This window comes from Stenotrophomonas sp. TWI700, assembly GCF_039673645.1.
In the GTDB taxonomy this organism is placed as follows: Bacteria; Pseudomonadota; Gammaproteobacteria; order Xanthomonadales; family Xanthomonadaceae; genus Stenotrophomonas; species Stenotrophomonas maltophilia_AA.
In genome coordinates this window covers 41,245-64,499 of the sequence record NZ_JBDJMB010000002.1, presented here as the reverse complement: position 1 = coordinate 64,499, position 23,255 = coordinate 41,245, and the positions used below count along the sequence as shown (strand labels likewise).

Genomic DNA, 23,255 nt, shown 5'->3' with positions numbered 1-23,255 from the left:
GGCGGCTCGCGTACTGCTACCTTCGGCCCGTCAGGGGGTTTCGGTGACCTTGCTGCCGTCGTGCAGCTCGGCCGGTGGTGAGGTCACCACGACCTCGCCGGCACTCAGGCCCTGCGTGACCTGGCGGTCGTTGTTGAGCGTGGTGCCCACGGTGAGCGCGCGCTGTTCCACCCGCGCATCGTCCTTGACCACGAAGGCGACCGTCTTCTGGTCGCGCTCCACGATCGCCGCCGCCGGTACGCGCACGCCCTGCGGCTTGGCGGCTTCGGTGGGCTGGGCGCTTTCCAGGAAGCTGACCCGCACGCCCATTTCCGGGACGATGCGCGGGTCCTTGGTCTTCAGCGCCACGCGCACCTTCACGGTGGCCTTGCCGCGGTCGGCGGTCGGGATGATCGCGATCACTTCGGCCGGGATTTTCCAGTCCGGGTAGGCATTGAGGGTGGCTTCGACCGGCATCTTCGGCTGCACGCGGCCGATGAAGGATTCGCCGACCTCGACTTCGATCTCCAGCGAGTCCATGTCCACGATGGTGCCGATGCCCGTGCGGGTGAAGCCGCCGCCGGCCGACAGCGGCGAGACGATCTCGCCCGGCTGCGCGGCCTTGGCGGTGACCACGCCGGAGAACGGCGCGCGCACGATGTTGTTGTCCACGCCGAGGTCGGCGATCGCCAGCGAATCGCTGGCCACGGTGGTGTTGCGCTGGGCAGTCTTGAGCTGGGCGCGCAGGTTGTCGCGCTGGGCGATGGCCAGGTCGTACTGCGAGCGCGAGACCAGCTGCTGGCCGACCAGCGCCTGCAGGCGGCCGGCTTCGGCATCGGCCTGGGCGACCTGCGCCTGCAATCCGGCCAGCTGGCTGCGCGCGGCCTCCAGCTGCGAGGCCGAGAGGCTGCGCTGTGCGTTGGCATCGATCGGGTCGAGCGTGGCCATGATCTGGCCCTCTTCCACGCGCATGCCTTCCTCGATCATCACCTCGCGGACCTTGCCGGTGATCTTGGCCGAGACGGTGGCCATGCGGCGGGCGACCACGTAGCCGCTGGCGTCGAGCACCGAACTGCTGGCGCCGCCCTGCTGGATCGCCACCACCGGGGCGGTGGTCACGGCGATCGGGCGCTCGCGACCGAACACGAACCAGGCCAGTCCGGCCAGCACGATGAGAAGGACGATCGCCAGTACGATCCAGCGGCCACGTCGCGGGGGCGACGGCGGCGGCGAACCGGCCTTGCGGTCGATGCGGAGTTCCTTGAGCAGTTCAGCGGATGCGTTCATCGTGAGTCTGGACGGGGAATCGGGCCGAGTGTGACCGCAACGGCGGCCGGGGGGCAAACCGGCACGGTGGCCGGGTGGTGCACAGCATGCCCGGCGGCCTGCGGCGGCGGCAGTGACAGCTGTCACCTGCATGGGCTGACGGCGGCCACTGGGGCCGGCAGCGCGGATGACGGACGCTGTGGGTGTCCTCTCCGGGAGTGCGTCATGACCGAATCCACTGCCTTGCCCCTGGCCTGCCTTCACGACGTGCAGGTCCACTACGGCAGCGTCGCCGCCCTGCAGGGCGTGAGCTTCTCGTTGCATCGCGGCGAAGTGCTGGCCCTGCTCGGCCGCAACGGCGCCGGCAAGAGCACCGCCATTTCCCTGCTGCTGGGCCTGCGTCGTGCCGATGCAGGTCGGGTGGAACTGCTCGGCGGCGACCCGCAGGATCGCGATCGCCGCGGGGGCATCGGCGTGATGCTGCAAGCCACCGCGTTGCCTGCGGTGCTGCAGGTGCGGGAGCTGGTTGATCTGGCGCGCACCTGCTATGTCGATCCGCGTTCGCTGGACGAGTGCCTCGCATTGGCCGGGCTGACCGATCTCGCCCGCCGCCGCTATGGTCGCCTGTCCGGCGGCCAGCAGCGTCGCGTGCAGTTCGCCATCGCGGTCTGCGGGCGGCCACAGCTGCTGTTCCTGGACGAGCCGACCACCGGCCTGGACATCCAGGCACGGCAGCAGCTCTGGCAGGCCATCCGGCAGCTGGCGGCCGAGGGCTGCGGTGTCCTGTTGACCACGCATTACCTGGAAGAAGCCGAGGCGCTGGCCCAGCGCGTGGTGGTGATCGAACAGGGCCGCGTGCTGGCCGATGGCCCATTGGCGCAGTTCCGCCAGCAGCTGGCACCGCGCCGCATCCGCTGCCGCAGTGCATTGGACGTGGACGCGCTGAAAACCTGGCCCGGCGTGCGCGAGGTAGTTCGCGATGGCCTGCGCCTGGAACTGCTGGCTGAGCCGGCCGAGCCGGTGGTCGCGCGCCTGCTCGCCGAAGATCCGCAGCTGCAGGAACTGGAAGTACATGGCGGCGGCCTGGCCGACGCCTTCGTTGAACTGACCCGGGAGGCCGCATGAACACCGTACCCGCTGCAAGCGCCCGCGCCCCGGCATGGCCCATCTACCTCGCCGAGATACGCTGCGAACTGCGCCGCGCCTGGCGCTACCCGGGCTTCGTGCTGCCGTCGCTGTTGTTCCCAGTGTTGTTCTATTCGCTGTTCGGTGTGCTGCTCGGCCGCGGCCAGGCCCCGGTCTATCTGCTGGCGACCTATTGCGTGTTCGGTGCGATGGCGCCGGCGCTGTTCGGCTTCGGCGTACAGCTGGCGCTGGATCGCGAGGGTGGCCTGCTCACGCTCAAGCGCGCGCTGCCGATGCCACCGATGGCGCCGTTGCTCGCGCGTCTGCTGATGGCCGTCCTGTTCGCGGTGCTGGTGGCGATGCTGCTGATCGCGGTGGCGATCGGCGCCGGCGTGGCGGTCACGCCCAAGGCGGTGCTTCACCTGCTGGCGGTGGCCGCGTTCGCCGCGCTGCCGCTGGGCGCGATCGGCCTGCTGATCGGCAGCCACGTGGGCGCCAACGCGGCGCCGGCCGTGGTCAACCTGGTCTATCTGCCGCTGGCCGTGTTGTCCGGGCTGTGGCTGCCGCTGTCGATACTGCCGCCGCTGTTCACCACGCTGGCACCGCTGTGGCCAACCTGGCATCTGGCCCAGCTGGCGTTGCCGGCGGTCGGCCAGCCGGCGCAGGGCAGTCTGTGGGTGCACGTCGCCGTGCTGCTTGGCCTCACCGCGGTGGCGCTTGGGCTGGCACGGCGTCGCCTGCGGCGCATCGGCTGAAGTGGCATGATCGCGCCTGATCGCCCTGCTTTGGAATCGTCCGTGTCCTCCAGTCGGCTCGCCTCCCTGTTGCGCCCCGCGCCGGATTCGGCTGTGGCCGAGAACCTGCGGCGCGGCAGATCGCCGTGGGTCGATGCGATCCACCTGCTGTGGACGCTGTGGGTGTTCCTGACGCCGTTGTTCGGCGGTGGATACACCTGGCGCTGGGCGGCGCTGACCCTGCTGACCTACCCGGTGTTCCTCGTGCTGTACGCCGGTGTGCTGCTCGCACCGCGTTGCCACGCACCGCGCTACGCCCTGTCGATGGTGGTACTGGGGCTGGTTCCGCTGGCGTGGTACCCCTCGGCGGTGAGCTACTTCATTTTCGGCTGCGTCACCCTGCGTGTCTCGCGCCGCAGCGGCTATGGGCGTTATCTGCTGCAGCTGGTGGGATTGAACGCGCTGTTCGTGGTGGTGGGTTTGTTGGCCCACTATCCGTGGCAGGCGCTGATCTGGATCCCGAGCATGGCGATGATCATCAGCCTGGTGGTCAACTTCGAAACCGCCAGCCATGAACAGGATGCGGCGCTGCAGCTCTCCCAGGACGAAGTGCGGCGGCTCGCCGCGACCGCCGAGCGCGAGCGCATCGGTCGCGATCTGCACGATCTGCTGGGGCATACGCTGTCCTTGATCACCTTGAAGCTGGAGCTCTCGCGCAAGCTGGCCGATCGCGATCCGGCGGGCTCGCGCCGCGAGGTGGACGAGGCCGAAACCATCGCGCGCCAGGCGCTGGCCGAAGTGCGCAGTGCAGTCACCGGTATCCGCGCCAGCGATCTGGCGGCCGAACTCGCCTCGGCCCGGTTGCTGCTGGAGTACCAGCATGTGCATCTGCACTACGCGCCGCCGCCGCCGATGCCGGTCGATACCGAACGGGCGTTGTCACTGGTCCTGCGCGAGGCGGTGACCAATATCTCCCGCCACGCACAGGCCCGGCAGGCGTGGATCACCTTCGAGCAGGACGGGCGCAGCCTGTTGATGCAGATCCGCGACGATGGGCGCGGTGGTGTCCACGTCGACGGCAACGGGCTGACCGGCATGCGCGAACGCGTTGCGGCACTGCGCGGCACCCTGGCGATGCAGTCGGCGAAGGGTGAGGGCACCTGCGTGACGGTGCGGGTCACGCTGCCGGTGGCAACCACGCCGGTCGTGGCACCGGTCACGACCGATGCCCTCCCGGACGGAGCCACATCATGATCCGCATCGTGCTCGCCGAAGATCAGGCGATGGTGCGCGGCGCGTTGTCGGCGCTGCTCGGGCTGGAGCCGGACATCGAGGTGCTGGGCAGCGCTGCCGATGGCGAAGCCGCGTGGCGGATGCTGCAGCAGCTGCAGCCGGACATCCTGGTCACCGATATCGAAATGCCCGGCCTGTCCGGGCTGGAACTGGCGCAGCGGATCGCCCGTCAGGGACTCCCGATCAAGGTGGTGATCGTCACCACCTTCGCGCGCTCCGGCTTCCTGCGCCGCGCGTTGGATGCCGGTGTGTGCGGCTATCTGCTCAAGGATGCCCCGGCCGAACGCCTGGCCGATGCACTGCGCCAGGTGCAGCATGGCGGCCGCGCGATCGACCCGCAGCTGGCGCTGGATGCCTGGTCGCAGGCCGACCCTCTCAACGACCGCGAGCGTCAGGTGCTGCGCCTGTCCGGCGACGGCCGCTCGGCCAGCGAGATCGCCACCCAGCTCGGGCTCTCGCACGGGACGGTGCGCAACTATCTGTCCGAATGCATCGGCAAGCTGGGCGTCGCCAACCGCATCGAAGCGTATCGGCTGGCGCGGCAGAAAGGCTGGTTGTAACGCGGTCGGTGGCTACCAGGATGACAGGCAGCCTGATTTATCCGGCATCGTCGTTGCGCTCTTTCTCCGGGCCCTTCGCCATCGCCTGGAATACGCCATCGCGGCGCACCCACAGGTGGAACAGCGCGGCCGACAGATGCATCACCACCGTGGCGAACAACACATAGGCCAGCAGGCTGTGCGCGTTGCGCAGCGCGGCATACAGCGCCGGATCATGCGGCAAGATCGCCGGCAGATGCACGCCGGCCCCCATCACGATCGGATAGCCACCGGCCGACAACATGCCCCAGCCGACCAGCGGCATTGCCAGCATCAGCCCGTACAGCACCCAGTGCGAGGCATGCGCGGCCGCAGCCTGCCAGGCGGGCAGATCGGCCGGCAGCGGCGGTGGACGATGCCGCAGGCGGTTGTACAGCCGCACCAGCACCAGCAGCAGGATCGCGATGCCCAGTGGCCGGTGCAGGTCGATCAGCATCGGCCGCCAGTGCAGCGAAGCGACCATGGTCACGCCGACGAACAGCATGGTCAGGATCATCGCCGCCATCAGCCAGTGCAGGACGCGGGCGAGAAGATTGAAATGGCCGGCATCACGGTTCATCGCGCACCTTCCTTGCCCGTGGCAGCGGGCGCGCTGCCGCGGGCGATTTCGCGCTCGCGACGATTGAACGATTGTGAATACACCGCCGAGCGGGCGGCCAGGATCGGATCATCCGTGCCGGCCACGCCGCTGGGCAGGATCAGCGGATCGTAGTTGAGGTCGCGGCAGGCGCCGGTGGCCTGCGGCTGCATGCTGCTCAGGGTCAGCGTGCCGGCCTTCACCTGGCGGCGGTCCTCCGGCCACACCTGCGAAGGATCATTGACCGGGTCGCCATCGTTGGCGACGGTCACCCACATGTCCCAGCGCACCGGGCCCTGCGCCAGCCGCTGCGCGAACTCCTCGCTGAGGAAATCATCGTCGGACTGCGCGCGCTGTTCCGGCGTCATGTCCTCGAACGGTGCCTGCGGGCGCATGCTCCAGCGCACGAAGCGGTGGCTGCCATCGGCGGCAGTGAAGCGGAAACTGTTGACGCCGTTGTAGGCGGTGTTGGCCCAGCTGTTCGACCATGGCGCGGTCTTGGCCCACTGCTGGAAGGCTCGCGCGGAGGGGTATTTCTCCAGCACGGCCGCCATCTTCGCCGGGTCGGGTTTGCCGGTGGCCGGGTCCGGGATGCCCGCACGGGTCTGCTCGAGGAAGGCTTCCGCGGTGGGCACTGCGAAGAACGGGAAGCTGTTCATCGCCATGCGCCATTCCTGGCCGTCATCGCTGACCAGCTGCAACGCCATGCTGCGCACGCGGGCCTTGTTGTCGGCACCATGCGGATCGCCGCCACCGATCGAGAGGCGGCCCAATACCGGTACCTGGCGCTGGCGGAACACGCGTGCCGAACTCAGCGCCGCGCCTTCCGGTGTGCCCTGGAACACACCGCTGACGCAGACACCCTTGGTATGCGCACGGCGGAAGCCGGGCTGCGGTGGCCCCGTCGCTTCGATGGCATCGGTGAAGGTCTGTGCGGTGACGCGGTCGCGACCGATCCAGCCGGCCAGCCAGGCGAAGGCCAGCACCAGACCACCCGCGATCAGGGCGATCAGTCCGATCCACAGCAGCGGTGATGGAGGGCGTGGACCGCCCGGTTCGCGACCAGCGCGGGTATAGCCGAAGAGCGACATGTCCGGATTCCTGCCTTCACGATGCGTGTGGGTGGGCGACAGGCGCATGGTGTCAGAACCCGGCGCAGGCCGATATTCACATTTTCGACAACTCTTCAGAAACGACGATCCCCGCCGGAGCGGGGATCGTCGGGGTCACAGGTGAGGCGCGGCGCCTCAGGCGTAGCGCGTCTTCAGCATCGCCCACGCCGAACGCAGCGCCAGCGCTTCGCCACCGGCCGGACGGCCCGGGCGTTCGCCGTCGTTCCAGGCGTACACATCCAGATGCGCCCAGGCCTGGCCTTCGGCGATGAAACGCTCCAGGTACAGCGCGGCGGTGACCGAGCCGGCCATGCGCGACCCGGCGTTGGCCAGATCGGCGATGTTGCTGTGCAGGTAGCGCAGGTACGGACGCCACAGCGGCATGCGCCAGACCGGATCGCGCACCGATTCACCGGCCTGCAGCCACTGCTGGGCCAGGGTGTCGTCGTTGCTGAACAGCGCCGGCAGGTCCGGGCCGAGCGCGATGCGGGCCGCGCCGGTCAGGGTGGCGAAATCGAGCACGATCTCCGGCTGCTGCTCGCTGGCATAGGTCAGCGCATCGGCGAGGATCACCCGGCCTTCGGCGTCGGTGTTGTCGATCTCGATGCTCAGGCCCTTGCGGGTGGCGATCACTTCGCCCGGACGGAACGCATCCGGACCGATCGCGTTTTCCACCGCCGGGATCAGCAGGGTCAGCTGCACCGGCAGCTGCTGGGCCATGATCAGCCCGGCCAGGCCCAGCGCGTGCGCCGCACCGCCCATGTCCTTCTTCATGTTGCGCATGCCATCGCCCGGCTTGATGTCCAGCCCGCCGGTGTCGAAGCACACGCCCTTGCCGACCAGCGCCACGTGCGGCTGGCCCGCGTTGCCCCAGCGCAGCACGATCAGCCGCGGCGCGCGATGCGAGGCGCGGCCCACGGCATGGATGGACGGGAAGTTCTGCTCCAGCAGCGCATCGCCGGTGATCACCTCGATCTGCGCGCCGTGGGCCGTGGCCAGTTCACGCGCGGCATCTTCGAGCTGCTGCGGACCCATGTCCTCGGTCGGGGTGTTGACCCAGTCGCGCACGCGCAGGCTGGCCGCGACCACGTCGCGCACTTCGGCCGAAGGGGTGGCGGCCAGCTGGGCCGGCGCGCGGTTGGGCTTCCGGTAGCGCGCGAAGCGGTAGCTGCCCAGGCCCCAGCCGATCTGCAGCAGGGTCTCGATCTCCGGTGGCAGTGCATCCGCCAGTGTCCACACAGTGCCTTCCGGCAGCGCGAACGGCGCATGCGCGTAGCTGTAGACATCGCCCGGGTCGCCGACACCGACGATCGCGCCGGCCAGGCCGTGCTCGCCCGGCAGCAGCACCACGCTGCCACCGCTGCCGTTGAAGCGCTGCGCGTCCAGCCACGCGCCGAGTGCGTCGGACTGCTGCGCACGCCAACCGGCGTACTGCTCGCGGGTCATCACATGCAGCGGCAGCGCATGCGAGGTATCGGACGTGAAACCGTTGATCTGGGACATGGGACTCGAGTGCTCCTTGGGCGGCGGCTTACGCGTGCTGGACGGATGCGTTGGCATCCAGCCAGTCGGCCAGCCCGGTCAGGGTGTCGAACTGCAGATCGGGCTGCAGTGAAGGATGGGTCCAGGGGTGTTCTTCGCGGTTGATCCAGCAGCCGCGCAGGCCGGCCTGCATCGCACCGACCACGTCCATCTCGGCGTGGTCGCCGACGTGCAGCACGTGGGCCGGGGCCACCGCAAGGCGCTCGCAGGCCGCGTGGAAGATGCTCGCTGCAGGCTTGGCCGCGCCGTGCTCGCGCGAGCCGAGCTGGAAGGTGAAGTGGTGGGACACGCCGATCCGCTGCAGGTCGGCATTGCCGTTGCTGAGCGCGGCGACCGGCACGCGTGCGGCGATCCGGGCCAGCGCGTCCATCGCATCCGGATAGAACTCGACCTGGTTGCGCGCGGCGTAGAACGCCTCGTAGGCCGGTTCCAGCAGGGCCGGATCGGCGCCGCTTTTCTCCAGCGCCTCGCTCAGCGTCAACCGGCGCAGCGCGCTCAGGTCGTAGTGCAGGTGCGGGTTGTCATGGAAGGAGCGCTCGCGCAGTTCGCGCATCGCGGCCACCGGGTACATCGCGGCGGTCGCGGGGCTGTGCTGGAGCATCCACTCGTACAACACCTGGTCGATGCGGGCGCCGATGGGGGCGAACGGCCACAAGGTGTCGTCGAGGTCGAGGGTGATGGCTTGGACGGGGAAATTCACCCCGCCATTCTACGCCTGCGCGCGCGGGCTTTCATGGCGCGCGCAGGGCCGAGGTGAGGTGCTTCAGCGCAGGTCGTAGGAGCAGGCGATGGAGGCTTGGCCCTCGTCCTGCCGCACGCTCAGGTCGTGGCGGCCTACTTCCAAGGTGTAGTCGCCGGCTTCGTTGCGCGGAATCTTCGCCAGCGCTGCGATCTGTTCGATACCGGCTGTGCTGAAGTAGGCGGTATAGCTGTCGATGCTGTCCTCGCCGTTGGCACCGTCGTACAGGTGCAGGCGGTTCACCGGCTGGCCCAGCACGAGCAGCGGTGTGGTCAGCGCATACTCGCCATCGGACAGCTCGCCGTACGCCTGCAGCTCGGTCGGCTTGAGCACCTTCGCCAGCGCGGCGAACTGCGCAGGCGTCAGGTGACGCTTGCAGGTGACCGCCTCGACCAGCTGGCGGCTGGCCACCTCGGCGCTGGGCGGGGGTGCGGCCAAGGTCGGGGCAGCGAGGGTGACAAGGCCGGCGAGGGCCAGGCAACGGGTAGCGAGGGAAGACATCAGGGCCGGGATCCATCCGAAAAGGTGCCGGTATTCTGGCAGCACCGGGGATCGCGCGGCCAGCCGTATCCTTGGCCTTGACTGCTTATTCCAGCAGCTTGGCCCAGCCCTGGGTGCCATCCAGCCGCGCCAGCACCAGCTTGATGCAGACCAGCAGCGGCACCGCCAGCAGCAGGCCGACCATGCCCCACAGCCAGCCAAACACCATCAGGGCCAGGATCAGGATCAGCGGCGAGATCGCCATCTGCCGGCCCAGTACGATCGGGGTCACCACCTGGCCTTCGATGGTGTGCAGCGCGAGGTAGCAGGCCGCGGGCAGCAATGCCTTGAAGGGATCGCTGAACTCCACGAAACCCATCAGCAGCATCAGCGCCACGCCGATCAGCGGACCGACGTAGGGCGCGAAGTTCAGCAGGGCCGCCACGGTGCCCCATAGCAGCGCCTCCTGCAGCGAAATGCCGAGCAGCAGCAGAATCCCGGAGAACACCAGGCCGACCAGCGTGTTGATCACGGTGATGGTCAGCACGTACCGGGAAACCTCGCGCTCGATCGAGCGCAGGATGTCCGTGGTGAAGCGTTGCTGCTGGCGGCTGGGGAACAGCGCGATCGCATGCTTCTGCAGGTTCTGCCCGTAGATCATGAAGAACAGGGTCAACAGCACCACCGCCAGCACCGAGGCGGCCAGGCGGGGCGCGCGGGTCAGCACCTTGTAGGGATCATCCAGCTGGGTGCGCACGATCTGCACGCGGCGGCTGCCTTCGCCACCGGCGACACGCGCGAAGTTCTCGGCGGCCTGGTTGGCCTGCTGCACCGGCTTGGTCAGGTTCTGCACCTGGCGGGCGACCTTGCGCAGCTGCTGCGGCGCTTCCTGGGCCCACTCCATCGCCGGGCCGACCAGCTGCACGCCGAGCGCGGCAGCACCACTCAGGCCGACGCCGAGCACCAGCACCGCGCCGAGGAACCGGGGAATCCAGATCCTCTGCAGCATCCGCAGGATCGGGTTGCCGACCAGCGCGAAGAACATGGCCAGCAGGATCGGCAGCACCACGTCCTGTGCCGCCCACAGGGTGAAGGCGACGGCCAGGGTGGCCAGGATCACCAGCGACATCGGGGCGCGCGGGCGCGGCGCGGGCGGTGCGACGACGGCTTCGGCAGAAGGGGGAACCGGGACGCTCATTCGGATCGCACACTGGAAAGGAGCGCCATTATTGGGCAAGCCGGGTGGGCATGGCGTGTGGGGTGCGTGCAGACGAAGAAAGGCCCCGCGGCGGGTGCCGCAGGGCCTTCGGATGTTGCGGCCGAGCGCGGTGCGATCAGCGTTCGGACAGGTCCGTGGCGGCCTCGGCCGGTTGCGGCTGATGCGGCGAGGCCGGATCCGCGCGGCGTTCCGGGCTGAGCCGCGGCGTTGCCGGGGCAGCAGGCGTCGGAGCCGCCTGGCGTGGTGCCTCATCGGTTGCCTCATCCACCTTGTCGGCCGCCTGCTCGGCGGTATCGGCCGCTTCGCTGGCCTGCATCGAGGCGAACGCGGCCTGGGTACTGGCCACCAGATTGGAGACCGAGCCGATCATCTGCAGCCACCGCGCGCCCTGCACCTTCGCGCCCAGGCCGGTGGGCTCCAGCTTGCCGGCCAGGAAACCGCCGGCCAGACCCACGGTGATGATGCGCAGCGGTGTCCATCCGGTACGCCAGACGGTGCTGAGGGTGGACCAGTTGCTGCGGGTTTTCTCCACCCGCACCGCCACCACCAGCTCGGCGCGCTGGACGCGCTGCCGCAAGGCTTCGAAGTTCATCGCTTCACCCCCGTGGTATCGACGTCGGCATCGGGATCTTCATCGCTGGGCTCGTCATACAGCCCCAGCCGCGACAGCTGGCGGCGGGTGGCATGCATGCCGGTATGGCGGAAGAAGAACGACACCCGCCACATCGCGTAGCCGGTCACCAGCAGGCTGACGATCGAGGTGATCAACAGCGAATGGAACCAGGACAGGCCCCAACGCTGCATCAGGGCGATCAGCGTACCGGCCAGCAACAGCCAGGCCGACGCACCGAATACGATCGCCACGCCCGCCCAGGCCAGTGCCCGGCCAAACGCGCTGCGCGCCAGTGCGAAGTCGACAGAAGCCAACCGTCGCAGGGAGCGCAGGGTGTGTTTGGCCGAATCGACGGTCTCACGGCCGGCCTCACCGACCTGACGGATGCTCTCGTCCAGGCGCGGTGCTTTTTCACCGCTGTCCGGTGGCGGGATATCCGCGCCACCGGCAGCGTTCGACTGGGCTTGATCGCTCACGCCGCTGCTTACTTGTCGCCGCCGCTGCGGGCCAGCTTGGCGATGATCCAGCCGGCCGCGAAGGCCACGCCGAAGGATGCCAGCGGACGCTCACGGATCAGTTCGGCAGCGCTGTCGACCAGGTCCTTGCCCTTGTCCATCAGTGCATCGACCTGTTCCTTGGCAGCGGCGCCACCGAACTCGGCAGCCGCCAGGCCGGACAGCGCGGTATCGGACAGTTCGGCCTTGACGTTGGCCTTGCCGATGCGCAGCTCGTCACCGGCAGCACCGGTGGCGCCCTTGATCGCACCGCCGGCGGCGGTGGCGGCCGACTTCAGGTGCGAGCCGGCTTCGCCCAGGTGTTCCTTCAGGTTCTCGGTATTGGTGGGGCTCATCGTGTATCTCCTGCTATGCGATGGGGAAGGTGACCGCGGACGATCCGACGGCAACGAACACAAGGTAATAGCACCGGCCGGGTGTAAGCGACGTTACGGCAGCCGCTGCGTTCAGCGCATCACCAGCTGGCCACCACCGTTGCCCCGGATGATGCGCAGCACCAGCTGGGCCGGACGCTGCTGGAAGTTGGCCCGCCAGCTGGCGAGATCGGCAAACTCACCTGCCGTTGCCGCGGTGATCACATCGCCCTGCTGCAGCCCGGAGTTGGCCGCGCGGCTGCCGCGTTTGACCTCGCTGACAAGTACGCCGCTGACACCGGCCTGGCGCAGCGACTCGGGCAGATCGACGAAGGTGGCGCCGCCCAGTCGCGGATCGAGCGACTCGCCACTGACCGCGCGTGCCTGCTCCTTGAGCGTGGCCTTGATCTGCAGCGGCTTGCCTTCGCGGCGCACATCCAGGGTCAGCGTGCTGCCCACCGGCTGCAGGCCTTCCACGTTGTGCAGCGCCTGCGCGCTGTCCACGCGCTGTCCGTTCGCCGACACCACCACATCGCCCGGCTTCAGCCCGGCAGCGGCGGCACTGGAACCGGCCAGCACGCGGGTGACCAGTGCGCCCCGCGTCTCGGTCAGGCCCAGGCCCTGTGCGATCTGCTGGGTCAGGTTCTGCGTCTCGATGCCGAGCGTGCCGCGCACCACCACGCCGTGCTTGACCAGCTGATCGACCACGTCGCGCGCCAGGTTGGAGGGGATCGCCAGGCCCAGGCCGATGTTGCCGGCCATGCTGCCCTGCGGATTGAAACTGGCGGTATTGATGCCGACCAGCTGGCCCTGCAGGTTGACCAGTGCGCCGCCGGAATTACCCGGGTTGATCGAGGCATCGGTCTGGATGAAGTTCTGGTAGCCCAGCCCGCGGATGCCGCTGCGGCCCACCGCCGAGACGATGCCGGAGGTGACCGTCTGGCTGAAACCGAACGGGTTGCCGATCGCCACCACGAAGTCGCCCACGCGCAGCTGCGCGCTGTTACCGAGCTTGATCTCGGTCAGGTTGCCGGTCGGAATACGGATCAGGGCAACGTCGGTATCGGCATCGGAGCCGATGAATTCAGCCTTGACCGTCCGTCCATCGGCCAGCGTCACCTGCACGTCGTCGGCATTGTCGATGACGTGGTGGTTGGTCAGCACCAGGCCCTCGGCGGCATCGATGATCACGCCCGAGCCCAGCGATTCGTTGATGCGCTCCTGCGGCACTTCCGGGAACAGGCGGCGGAAGAACGGGTCGTTGAAGTAGGGGTTGCGCACGCGCACCACCTGCTTGGTGTTGACGCTCACCACCGCCGGCATCACCCGCTCCAGCATCGGTGCCAGTGACGGTACCGCCTGTCCGGCGACCGCCGCGGGCAGCGCGGCCGTGGTCGGGATCGTGTACGCGGCCGGTGCCGCTTCGGCACGGTTGTCCAGGTGCGCGTTGATGGCCGTGGCGGTGAATCCGCCGAAGGCAGCGGCGAGGGCGAGCGTAAGCAGGGTCGGGAGCGGTCGCATGTCCGGCGGTTCCGTGTCGGAGGGGGCGGGGGCAGGGAAAACAGGTATACGGTAATTCAACCTGAATGAGTGTGTCCGCAACCGGCTAAACCCGGCATGAAACCCGCCGCGGCCGCGGCGTTCCCGACGACATCGGCAGGCCGATGGTCGGGGTGCCGAGGCAGCCGACAGGGAGGACCGGAAGTGGCTGCCGCGATGCATCCGGTGACGCCCGATCGCACCCTCGTCGTGCGTCGGCAACGCGTACCAGCGTGATCGAAACCAGCGCAAATGCCGGGTGTGGAGGCAGGGAATGGATCAGGTGCGACGACCAATTGTCGAATCATCGGATGCGGCGGAGATGCGCATCCAGACACACGCCGTGCACCACGCACTGGAACGGCGATGCTGTTTTCAAGGGGTTTCATGCAAGCGCCTGGTGCGTTGCTTGCTGCCGCCGATGGGGGTGCTACTGTCGGCTTGGCACGTGCATCGCATCAAGACCGTTCCACGATGGACCGCGCCGGTATAGCATCGCCAGCGATTTGACTAACCAGGCCCCTTAGGAGGCACTCAATGAGCAACGGTAATGGTGTGACCACGGTTCTCTCGCAGACCGTCGAAGATGCAAAAGAAACCGCCACCAACGTCGGCGAGACCATCGCACACGTTGCGGAAGATGCCGTCGCTTCGGTGAAGAAGACCGCCAAGCGCGCTCGCAAGGCCGCCACCACCCAGGTCGCCAAGGTCAAGAAGGCCGTGACCAAGGTCGAGAAGACCGTCGCCAAGAAGGCTGACAAGGCGGCCAAGTCGGTCGGCAAGACCCTGGCCACCGCCAAGCAGAAGCTGGAAACGGCCAAGAAGAACGCCAAGGCCGAAGTCACCGCGATCAAGAAGCAGGTCGCCAAGAAGAAGGCCGCCGCTGAAAAGGCCGTGACCAAGACCACCAAGGCTGCCGGCAAGAAGGCCACGACCGCCAAGAAGGCCGTGACCAAGAAGGCTGCCGCCGCCAAGAAGACCGTGACCAAGAAGGTCGCCACCGCCAAGAAGGCCGTCGCCAAGAAGACCGCGACCGCCAAGAAGGCCGTGACCAAGAAGACCACCGCCGCCAAGAAGACCGTCGGCAAGAAGGTCGCCGCTGCCCGGACCGCCGTTGCCAAGAAGTCGGCGACCGCCAAGAAGGCCGTGACCAAGAAGACCGCAGCGGCCAAGAAGGTAGTCGGCAAGAAGACCGCCGTCGCCAAGAAGACCGTCGGCAAGAAGGTCGCCACCGCCAAGAAGGCCGTTGCCAGGAAGTCGGCGACCGCCAAGAAGGCCGTGACCCGGAAGACCGCGACCGCCAAGAAGGTGGCCGGCAAGAAGACCGCCGTCGCCCGCAAGTCGGTCGGCAAGAAGGTCGCCACGGCCAAGAAGGCCGTGACCAAGAAGACCACCGCGGCCAAGAAGACCGTCGGCAAGAAGGTCGCGACCGCCAAGAAGGCTGTGGCCAAGAAGGCTCCGGCGAAGAAGGCTCCGGCGAAGAAGGCTCCGGCCCGCAAGGCCGCCCCGGCCAAGCGTGCTGCCGCCAAGCCGGTTGCCCGCAAGGCGCCGGCCAAGCGCGCGCGCAAGTAAGCAAGTTGCAACGTGCTGCTCCCGCCTGAGGGCGGGAGTGGCATGGCGGGGTCGGCCTGTGCCCGCCCACTGCCTCTTGGCATCCCGGTCGAGTGCATCGCGCCACGCTGCGATCAGACTCCCGGTTCCTGTCCTGACTGTCCCGCCCCTTCGTCAGATCCTGCCCCTGCGGCCAGGTGCTTGACGGTTCCTCCCTGCATCTCTTGCTAACCTGCTCCGCGGACGTCCACGGGAAGATGCAATGCGCGGTCTCGACTTCAGTTCCTGGCAGGCCATGCTCTCGACCCTGGTCGGCCTGGCGGTCATCACCCTGATCGGCGTCGGCATCCGGCTGCTGGTCATGCAGACCATGCAGCAGCGCCGCGAGCGCGAGAACCGGCAGATCAACGAGCGGCTGCGCACGCTGATCGCGGCTTACAAAGTGCTCGGGGGTTCATTCACCGGCACGCTTGATGTCGATCCACGCCATCGCCGGGACTTCCGCGCGCTGCCCGACGCAGGCGAAGACGGCGATGCATTGCACCTGCCGGCGGACGCGGAGATCGGCGGCGAGCGTGCGCGTCGCATCCGTGATGCGGTGGAAGCAGCCCTGTCGGACATCATCCTGCTGGGCACCGATGAGCAGGTGCGCCTGGCCGCGCACGCCGCCAACGAGATGGCCCAGGGCCGCCTCGTTCCCACCGCCGAACTGGTGGTGTCGCTGCGTGACTTCATCCGCCAAGCGCTGGATCTCGATCCCATCCCTGCCGCCGTCGTCATCCCGCGCCAAGGCCCGGCACGGCCCTCGGCCGGTGCGAAGGGCAAGGGCGATGCGGGTGACAAGGGCGGCGGTAAAGGCGGTGGGGGCGGTAGCGGCATGGGAGGAATGGGCGGCGGTGGCATGGGCGGTGGCGCAGACGACACTTCGGACGCGCATCGCTGATCGCCGATCGGCTCACGGCGAGGCGGCCACGCCGATCCGGTACGGCGGTGGCGTCGTGCCCATCAGGTGCGTGACGAAGTAATCCCACATCCGGCGCATGTAGTAGTCGTCGTTGCGGAACAGCTCGTGGTCCTGGTTGGGCAGGTACAGCAGGTCGTAATCCTTGTTGGCGAGCGTCAGCGCCCGCGCCAGTTGCAGGGTCAGCGCCGGCATGGCGTTTTCGTCCAGATCGCCGTAGACCAGCATCAGCCGGCCCTGCAGGCGGTCGGCCAGCGCATCGTTGGCCAGCGGCTGGAACAGTGCGGGCACCGCATCGGGCTGCGGGCGCACCGCACTACCGTCGGCATAGATCGGTTGGCCGCCGACCAGCCGGTCCATCCCATGGATCGCGCCGCCGTACATGCCCTGGAAGCTGTGGCTGCCGGCCGACGCCACGCCGACCTTGTAGAACGCCGGGTGGCGCAGCAGGGCACGCGCCGCGCTGTAGCCGCCGAAGGAGTGCCCATAGATGCCGACGCGGCTCAGGTCCATCCCCGGATAACGGGTGGCCAGCTGGCGGATGGCCGCGACATGATCGTCCAGCTGCAGATCGGCCGCGGTCAGGAAGCTGGCATCGTGGAACGCCTTGGAACGCCCGGGCGTGCCGCGCGCATCGATGCTCACCACCACGAAGCCGAGCTGGGCCAGGCTGGAACGCGCGACCGGATTCATCGTGGCGGTGGCATCGACGAAACCGACCGGGGCGTTGGTGATATGCGGTCCACCGTACATGGCATCGATCACTGGATGGTGTCCGGTCCCGCTGTAGCCGGGCGGCAGGTACACCGTCGCCTGCAGTTCGGTACGGCCGTCGGCGGCCAGCACGCTCACCCGCTGCGGCGGCACCCAGCCGGCCGCACGTACGCTGCGGTCATCGGCGTGTTCCAGTTCCAGCACCACGCGCCCATCGGTGGTCGAGCGCAGCACGCTGATCGGTGCCTGGTCCACCCGCGAGTAGCTGTCGACCACGTAGGCCGCCGAGGGTGACAGCAGCGTGGACGCACGGCCCCCCATCAGCACGCCGGCGCCGCCATCGACCGCATGGTCGGCTGCTTCCGGTGTGAGCAGGACCGGGGCGCCGTCGTCCAGCGACACGCGGTACAGGCGGCGCTGATAGGGATCGCCGGGCTCGCGCCCGCCGGCGGTGAACAGCACCTGGCGACGCGCCTCATCGACGCCGACCACATCACGGACCAGCCATTTGCCGCGGGTCAGCTGGCGGACCACGCGGCCATCGCGGCGGTCGATCAGGTACAGATGGCCCCAGCCATCGCGCTGCGAGAACCAGACGATGCCGTCGCCGCGCTGCATAACGTGCACGGCTGGCCGGTTGTAGGGATAGGTGTTGAGCTGCACGCGGGTATCGCTGGTCTCCTCATGCACGGTGCGCACGCGGCCGGTGCGCACGTCCACCTCGACCAGGCGCAGGCGTGCCGGCGCGTCATGACGCATGATCGCCGTGTAGACCTTGCCGGCATCGGCCGACCAGCCCAGCACCCCTGCCTCGGTCAGCGTGTGCCAGCCCTCGGGAACGGCGATGTGGCGCGTGCCGCTACCGTCCACCTCGGTGACGAACCAGGTGTCGCGCACCTGCTCGGCGTCGCCGAGCAGGCCCAGGCGCACTTCGTGCACGACCGGGCGGAAGCCATCGGTCGGGGCCGTCGCCAGATAGGGATAGGGCAGCACCTGGCGCTCGTCATAGCGCACGCCGAACAGGCGCTGGCTGTCCGGCGACCACGTGACCGCGAAGGGCGGCATCTGCAGCCGTCCTTCACGTCGCGGAATGCCGCGCAGGGCGAAATCGGGCAGCACCCCGTAGCCGTGGGACGCTTCACCTTCCACGGTCAGTGCCCGTCGGCTGCCGTCGGAAACGCTGCGCAGCCACAGGTTGTCCTGCTCGACGCGCACGCTGTGCCGACCATCCGGTGCCGGCAGATCACGGGGATCGGCGACCGCTGCCGACTGCAGTTCGCAGCCCGCAGGCAGCACGCACGCGACCCGCCGCTGTGGATCCACGCGCAGGGTGATCCGCACGTCATCGCCGCTGCGGGCGACCGCCTCCACCTGCTGCATCACCGTGTCCGGATCGACGATGCCGGCGGCGGCCAGCGTGCTGCGCATCGTGTCGCTGTCGAACAGTGCGGTGCGCGTGGACGCGGCAGGGTCGACCAGCAGGTAGCTCGTGCGGCCGTGCTCATCCTGGCGCGGATACCAGAAGCGGCCATCGTCGAGCCAGCGCGGTACCACCGTGGCATTGCGGACCTTGCCGCGCAACTGCTGGTCCAGCACGCGTTCGGCGCGCTGGTACTGCGCCAGCCCCGGCCCTTCAGCCCGGGCCGGCCGGCTGGCGATCACGCCAAGCCCGAGCGCGACCGCGAGCAGACAACCCAACATCCCCGGACGCACTGCTGCCATGCCGATCGCTCCTTGATGACGGCGGCCCCGCGGGCGGCATCGTCATCATGGCGCGCGCTTCCTGCCAGCCTGGAGCACCGAGCATGCCGGTGCTCCAGCGCCGACTCAAGCGGCGTTGCGCCAACCGATCCGCCTGGCCCGGGCCGAAACCGGCGCCCGGATCACTGCTTCAATTCCACCACCGGCACGAAGCCGCCGTAGATCATCCGCTTGCCGTCGAACGGCATCGGATTGTTCTCCGGGTTCATCTGCGGGTCTTCCATCATCTTCTGCATGCCGGCATCGCGCGTGGCCTTGTCCGGCCATTCGATCCAGGAAAACAGTACCGCCTCATCCTCCTTCGCTTCGACCGCGCGATGGAAGTCGGTCTGCTTTCCGTGCGGAACATCATCGCCCCAACACTCCACCACGCGCAGCGCACCGTGTTTGATGCAGATCGCATCGCCCATGCGGGCGTGCTCGAGGAATTTGTCTTTGTTCGCGGTCGGGACGGCCAGTACGAAACCATCGATATACGCCATGACAACGCTCCAGATGGCGCGCCAGGATGGGCGCCTTCAAGGCATACGACGAACCAGGGGGCGGAGTATCGACACTGCGCGCGAGGCCCTTTGCGGCGGGTGAACACCCTGGGTGAACCCGGGTGATCCCATTCAGCGGGGCCGACCCGCCCATCCGGCCGAGGGTTCGGGGGGTCAGAAAAATCCGAATCAGAGTGAGGAACTTCCTGATGGTTCAGCTGACGCATCCAGCCCATGATGGCGGTGCCGGGCAGGACGCCCCACGGCGCCCTGCGGTCCGACGCCCCACGGCACGGACCTCGGTGCATTCAGGAGGATGGACGCGTTAGCCGATTACTCCCCAAGAGCGGCTTCCCCAGCGCGTGACGCCCCGCAAGGGCACCGTCGTGACCAGAGTCCTTTCCCGTACGGCTCCCGTGCGTGGCCTTTTCCCCGCTTCCGTTGCCCGTGTGATGATCGCGCGCTACGGGCATTCACGCCTTCATCGCCTGGAAGAAGCCACGCGCGTATGCCAGAGCGCGTCTGAACGCCGCCCCAAAATTCACTTTTGTGCAGGTGGTCAACTTCAGGGCGGGTTGTGTCGAATAACGGAGAATTTACATTCCCGATGCAGTCCGGCCTCCATGCCGGGTGCAAGTAGTCCAAGACATAAAGGTGTACCCCCATGAAGACTTCGTTGATTGCTCTGGCCCTGGCTGCCGCCCTCCCGTTCACCGCTTCGGCGGCTGAAGGCCTGTCCTACAACTACGCTGAAGCCGACTACGTCAAGACCGACGCAGATGGCGGCAAGGCCGATGGTTGGGGCGTGAAGGGTTCCTACGCCTTCCACCCGAACTTCCACGCCTTCGGTGAGTACAACCAGCAGAAGACCGACATCGGTGACTTCAAGATCGACCAGTGGCGCGTCGGCGTGGGCTACAACCAGGAAATCGGCAACAGCACCGACTTCGTGGGTCGCGTTGCCTACAACAAGTTCGACCCGAAGGAAGGCCTGGACTTCAACGGCTACAGCGCTGAAGCCGGTATCCGTACCGCGTTCGGCCAGCACGCCGAAGTCTATGCGATGGCCGGCTACGAGGATTACAGCAAGAAGCACGGCGTCAATCCGGATGGCCAGTTCTACGGCCGCCTGGGTGGCCAGGTGAAGTTGAACCAGAACTGGGGCATCAACGGCGACATCAAGATGGATCGCCACGGTGACAAGGAATGGTCGGTCGGCCCGCGCTTCAGCTGGTAATCCCAGCGTGACCGCATCGCCACGCGCCTGATCGGCGTGGCAGGAAAGGCCCGGCATTGCCGGGCCTTTTTCGTGGGCGCGGTTTCCGCGGGGAGAGGGATAATGAGGCACTGTCATGGAGATGCCTGATGTCCGAGTCCCCTGCGCTGCAGCAACCCCGCCTCGGTTGCGGTGCCGTCATCCAGCGCGCCGATGGCGCGATCCTGCTGGTCCAGCGCGGGCGTCAGCCCGAACAGGGCCACTGGGGCCTGCCCGGCGGCAAGGTCGATTGGATGGAGAAGGTCGAAGATGCCGTGGTGCGCGAAGTCCTGGAAGAATCCGGACTCGAGGTGACCGTCGAACGGCTGCTGTGCGTCGTGGATCACTTCGAACCGGCGCTGGGGCAGCACTGGGTGGCGCCGGTGTATCTGGCACGCGTACCGGCAACGGTGCAGGCCACGCTGCGCGAACCCGAAGCAATCCTCGCGCTGGACTGGTTCCAGCCGGACGCACTGCCCGCGCTGCTGACCGTCTCTGCCACCCAGGGCCTGGCGCAGCTTTCAACGCTGCGCTGATACGCATCCCTCAGCGGCGCGCTGCGGCCCCGTCGCCCCGCGCCACGGCCTCCACTTCCGCCAGGCTGGTGATGGCGTAGTCGCCCGGCGTGGACATCGCCAACGCGCCATGCGCGGCGCCCAGGTCCACCGCCGCCTGCTCGCCCTTGCCGCTGAGCAGGGCATGCACCACGCCAGCCACGAAGGCATCGCCACCGCCGACGCGGTCGAGCAGGTCCACTTCGCGCGCGTCGGAGACATACAGCTGCGCCCGCGTGCGCAGCGCACCCGCCCACCCATGCCGGGCCGCCGTGGCGGCGTCGCGCAGGGTAAAGGCCACGGCCTGCAGCGTGGGAAACCGGTCCAGTGCACGCACCGCGGCGGCCTCGGCCGGGCCGACATCCATCGGCGTGTGGCGACGCCCGAGATCGCTCAGGTCCATGCCCAGGCACGCGGCGAACGAATACTCATCGCCGATCAGCAGGTCGCACTCGGCAGCGATCGCGCAGTTGGCGTGGCGCGCGGCGTCCGGATCGGGATGGCTGTTCCAGAGGCTGGCACGGTAGTTGAGGTCGTAGGAGACCGCCACGCCGTGCCGCCGCGCGGCACGCACCGCCGTGATCGCCGTCGCCGCGCTGTGCTCGGACAGGGCGGCGAAGATCCCACCGGTGTGCAGCCAACGCACGCCGTGCTGGCCGAACAGCGCATCCCAGTCGAATGCCTCCGGCTGCAGCTGCGAGGCCGCCGAGTACGCGCGATCGGAGATGCCCAGCGGCGCACGTGCGCCGAAGCCGCGCTCGGTGAAGTTCAGCCCCATGCGCGTGTTGCGGCCGATGCCGTCGTAGTCACGCCAGGCGATCTGGCCGGTATCCACGCCACCGGCCTGGATCAACTGCCGGGCGAGCAGGCCGAGCTCATTGCGCGGCAGGGCGGTAAGCACGCCGGTGCGATGCTCGAAGGTGCTGCACAGGCCGCGCGCGACGTTGTATTCGCCGCCGCCTTCCCACACGGTGAACTGGCGCGTGCTGCGGATCCGGCCTTCGCCGGGATCGAAGCGCAGCATCACCTCGCCCAGCGCCAGTGCGTCCCAGCGCTGCCCGCTGTCAGGCGCAACCCGGAAGGTCTGGGCACTCATCGCGCCGGGCACCCGAGCAGGGCCAGATCGATGCCGTCGGCCATCCGCCGGTAGCCTTCATCGTTGGGATGCAGGTGGTCGCGGGTGATGTCCTCGGGCAGGTTCTCCGGGTTGGCCGGATCACGCAGGATCCGGTCGAAGTCGATCAGTCCATCGAAACCGCTGCGGCCGCCGCGCATCCAGGTGTTGAGCGTGGTGCGGGTGGCGGCGGCGATCGGCTCGTAGCGGTCCGAACCCCCGAAGGGGGTGATCGTGGCAGCGATCGGGCGGATGCCGTTACTGTGCAGGCGCTCCGCGATCTGCCGGTAGCCCAGCACCATGTCCTCGGCGTTGCGGCCGGCCACGGGCGGGGTTCCACCGTCGTGGCGGATGTCGTTGATGCCTTCGAACAGGATCACGCGGTCCACGTTCGGCAGCGCGATCACATCGCGGTCCAGCCGCGCCAGCGCGCTATGGCTGCGGCCATGGTCCATCACCTTGTTGCCGCTGATGCCGGCGTTGACCACCACCACCTGGTCCGGACAGGCCTGCTGCAGGCGGGCGGACAGCAGTGCGGGCCAGTCGCCGTTGCTGCCGCGGGTGGCCGTGGCGCCTTCGGTGATCGAGTCGCCGAGGGCGACCACCACGACAGGCTTGCGGGTACGTTCGGCCAGCACGGCGGAGACCACGTTCTGCCGGTAGGCGAGTTTGACTGCATCGCCCACGGTGGCAGCGCGGCCGTCGGCGATGCGCAGCGCGGTGCGGCGCACGGCAGGGCGGGTGGCATCCGGGAAGTACACGGTGAGCGAGACGTCGGCCAGCGCCGGTGCGGTGATCGCGACCGGGTCGCTGAGCAGGGCGGCGCCGACCGGCACCACGACATCGCCACGCCCATTGAAAGTGACCGGCTTGGCCGCGGTGGCGGTGCCGGTGAGATGGGCCGAGGCACTGCCGATATGCAGCGGTGCCTGGCCGAGTTCATTGCTGATGCGGAAGCGCAGGGCGCGGGCCGAACTGGCCAGGCGCATGTCCTGGCGCACGGTCTGGTTCGCGAACTGCACCGGGGCCTCGGGGGTGCCATCGAGACGGTCCGGGGCCGGCGAAGCGGTCCAGGCCGGCACCCAGACCTGGGCCTGGGCGGGCAGCGCCGCGGCGCTGGTGGCAAGTGCAAGAGAGAATGCAGTGATCCAGCGCAGCATGGCGGCCCTCCCAGGCGG

23 protein-coding genes are annotated in these 23,255 nt (G+C 68.3%); 8 read left to right on the top strand and 15 right to left on the bottom strand.

Features of this window, described 5'->3' with window-relative positions; genetic code table 11:
* Positions 1-30: 30 nt before the first annotated feature.
* Positions 31-1,266 carry an efflux RND transporter periplasmic adaptor subunit gene (locus ABE473_RS02095; protein ID WP_346478422.1) on the bottom strand — a complete coding sequence of 412 codons (1,236 nt, stop codon included), beginning with the start codon at positions 1,264-1,266 and terminating at the stop codon, positions 31-33.
* Positions 1,267-1,470: 204 nt separating this feature from the next.
* Here ABE473_RS02095 and ABE473_RS02090 point away from each other — a divergent pair, with 204 nt between their 5' ends.
* From ABE473_RS02090 to ABE473_RS02075, 4 genes are read left to right on the top strand one after another with little or no spacing between them, the layout of a single operon-like run.
* Positions 1,471-2,370 carry an ABC transporter ATP-binding protein gene (locus ABE473_RS02090; RefSeq protein WP_346488323.1) on the top strand — a complete coding sequence of 300 codons (900 nt, stop codon included), beginning with the start codon at positions 1,471-1,473 and terminating at the stop codon, positions 2,368-2,370.
* On the top strand, positions 2,367-3,125 hold the full coding sequence (locus ABE473_RS02085; RefSeq protein WP_346488322.1) for an ABC transporter permease: 759 nt from the start codon (positions 2,367-2,369) through the stop codon (positions 3,123-3,125). The genes ABE473_RS02090 and ABE473_RS02085 overlap by 4 nt, the downstream gene beginning before the upstream one ends.
* A gap of 6 nt (positions 3,126-3,131) precedes the next feature.
* Positions 3,132-4,358: a sensor histidine kinase gene (locus ABE473_RS02080; RefSeq protein WP_346488321.1), complete on the top strand. Its 1,227-nt coding sequence runs from the start codon at positions 3,132-3,134 to the stop codon at positions 4,356-4,358.
* Positions 4,355-4,957 carry a response regulator transcription factor gene (locus ABE473_RS02075; RefSeq protein WP_123731154.1) on the top strand — a complete coding sequence of 201 codons (603 nt, stop codon included), beginning with the start codon at positions 4,355-4,357 and terminating at the stop codon, positions 4,955-4,957. The genes ABE473_RS02080 and ABE473_RS02075 overlap by 4 nt, the downstream gene beginning before the upstream one ends.
* A gap of 37 nt (positions 4,958-4,994) precedes the next feature.
* On the opposite strand, the gene ABE473_RS02070 is transcribed toward ABE473_RS02075, so the two are convergent.
* The 10 genes from ABE473_RS02070 to ABE473_RS02025 all read right to left on the bottom strand — a co-directional run bounded on the left by ABE473_RS02070 (position 4,995) and on the right by ABE473_RS02025 (position 13,667).
* Positions 4,995-5,555, bottom strand: a complete 561-nt coding sequence (locus ABE473_RS02070) for a cytochrome b/b6 domain-containing protein (RefSeq protein WP_346488320.1) — start codon at positions 5,553-5,555, stop codon at positions 4,995-4,997.
* The gene (locus ABE473_RS02065; RefSeq protein ID WP_346488319.1) at positions 5,552-6,664 is read right to left on the bottom strand and encodes a catalase family peroxidase; all 1,113 of its coding nucleotides are present in this window, start codon (positions 6,662-6,664) and stop codon (positions 5,552-5,554) included. Before ABE473_RS02065 ends, ABE473_RS02070 begins: the two co-directional genes overlap by 4 nt.
* 156 nt (positions 6,665-6,820) lie before the next feature.
* The gene (locus ABE473_RS02060) at positions 6,821-8,188 is read right to left on the bottom strand and encodes a leucyl aminopeptidase family protein (protein WP_346488318.1); all 1,368 of its coding nucleotides are present in this window, start codon (positions 8,186-8,188) and stop codon (positions 6,821-6,823) included.
* Between the two features lie 28 nt (positions 8,189-8,216).
* A complete protein-coding gene (locus tag ABE473_RS02055; RefSeq protein WP_346488317.1) occupies positions 8,217-8,927 on the bottom strand; it encodes an HAD family hydrolase in 711 nt (236 codons plus the stop codon).
* Between the two features lie 63 nt (positions 8,928-8,990).
* Entirely contained in the window at positions 8,991-9,467 is a 477-nt protein-coding gene (locus ABE473_RS02050) for a hypothetical protein (protein ID WP_313208837.1), read from the bottom strand.
* An 85-nt stretch (positions 9,468-9,552) separates the two neighbouring features.
* Positions 9,553-10,644 (bottom strand): AI-2E family transporter, encoded by a 1,092-nt coding sequence (locus tag ABE473_RS02045; protein ID WP_346488316.1) that lies wholly within the window; start codon positions 10,642-10,644, stop codon positions 9,553-9,555.
* Between the two features lie 136 nt (positions 10,645-10,780).
* Positions 10,781-11,257: a protein sip-5 gene (locus ABE473_RS02040; protein WP_346488315.1), complete on the bottom strand. Its 477-nt coding sequence runs from the start codon at positions 11,255-11,257 to the stop codon at positions 10,781-10,783.
* Positions 11,254-11,754, bottom strand: a complete 501-nt coding sequence (locus tag ABE473_RS02035; protein ID WP_346488314.1) for a phage holin family protein — start codon at positions 11,752-11,754, stop codon at positions 11,254-11,256. The genes ABE473_RS02040 and ABE473_RS02035 overlap by 4 nt, the downstream gene beginning before the upstream one ends.
* 8 nt (positions 11,755-11,762) lie before the next feature.
* Positions 11,763-12,128: a hypothetical protein gene (locus tag ABE473_RS02030; RefSeq protein WP_019185548.1), complete on the bottom strand. Its 366-nt coding sequence runs from the start codon at positions 12,126-12,128 to the stop codon at positions 11,763-11,765.
* Positions 12,129-12,239: 111 nt separating this feature from the next.
* Entirely contained in the window at positions 12,240-13,667 is a 1,428-nt protein-coding gene (locus ABE473_RS02025) for a Do family serine endopeptidase (protein WP_346488313.1), read from the bottom strand.
* Positions 13,668-14,222: 555 nt separating this feature from the next.
* On the opposite strand from ABE473_RS02025, the gene ABE473_RS02020 reads away from it, so the two are divergent.
* Together ABE473_RS02020 and ABE473_RS02015 are read left to right on the top strand one after the other, a co-directional pair.
* Complete coding sequence (locus ABE473_RS02020) at positions 14,223-15,257, top strand: histone (RefSeq protein WP_346488312.1); 1,035 nt, start codon at positions 14,223-14,225, stop codon at positions 15,255-15,257.
* A 241-nt stretch (positions 15,258-15,498) separates the two neighbouring features.
* Positions 15,499-16,179, top strand: coding sequence for a hypothetical protein (locus ABE473_RS02015; protein ID WP_346488311.1), 681 nt, complete (start codon positions 15,499-15,501; stop codon positions 16,177-16,179).
* A gap of 12 nt (positions 16,180-16,191) precedes the next feature.
* On the opposite strand, the gene ABE473_RS02010 is transcribed toward ABE473_RS02015, so the two are convergent.
* Both ABE473_RS02010 and ABE473_RS02005 read right to left on the bottom strand, forming a co-directional pair.
* Positions 16,192-18,633: a DPP IV N-terminal domain-containing protein gene (locus ABE473_RS02010; protein WP_346488310.1), complete on the bottom strand. Its 2,442-nt coding sequence runs from the start codon at positions 18,631-18,633 to the stop codon at positions 16,192-16,194.
* A gap of 161 nt (positions 18,634-18,794) precedes the next feature.
* A complete protein-coding gene (locus ABE473_RS02005; RefSeq protein ID WP_176990937.1) occupies positions 18,795-19,154 on the bottom strand; it encodes a DUF1428 domain-containing protein in 360 nt (119 codons plus the stop codon).
* A 664-nt stretch (positions 19,155-19,818) separates the two neighbouring features.
* Between ABE473_RS02005 and ABE473_RS02000 the strand changes: the two genes are divergently transcribed.
* A complete protein-coding gene (locus ABE473_RS02000; RefSeq protein WP_176990938.1) occupies positions 19,819-20,391 on the top strand; it encodes an Ax21 family protein in 573 nt (190 codons plus the stop codon).
* A 128-nt stretch (positions 20,392-20,519) separates the two neighbouring features.
* Entirely contained in the window at positions 20,520-20,945 is a 426-nt protein-coding gene (locus tag ABE473_RS01995; RefSeq protein ID WP_346488309.1) for an NUDIX domain-containing protein, read from the top strand.
* Between the two features lie 10 nt (positions 20,946-20,955).
* Here ABE473_RS01995 and ABE473_RS01990 read toward each other — a convergent pair whose 3' ends face one another.
* Positions 20,956-22,059, bottom strand: coding sequence for a sugar kinase (locus ABE473_RS01990; RefSeq protein WP_346488308.1), 1,104 nt, complete (start codon positions 22,057-22,059; stop codon positions 20,956-20,958).
* The gene (locus ABE473_RS01985; RefSeq protein ID WP_346488307.1) at positions 22,056-23,237 is read right to left on the bottom strand and encodes a GDSL-type esterase/lipase family protein; all 1,182 of its coding nucleotides are present in this window, start codon (positions 23,235-23,237) and stop codon (positions 22,056-22,058) included. Before ABE473_RS01985 ends, ABE473_RS01990 begins: the two co-directional genes overlap by 4 nt.
* Positions 23,238-23,255 lie beyond the last annotated feature (18 nt).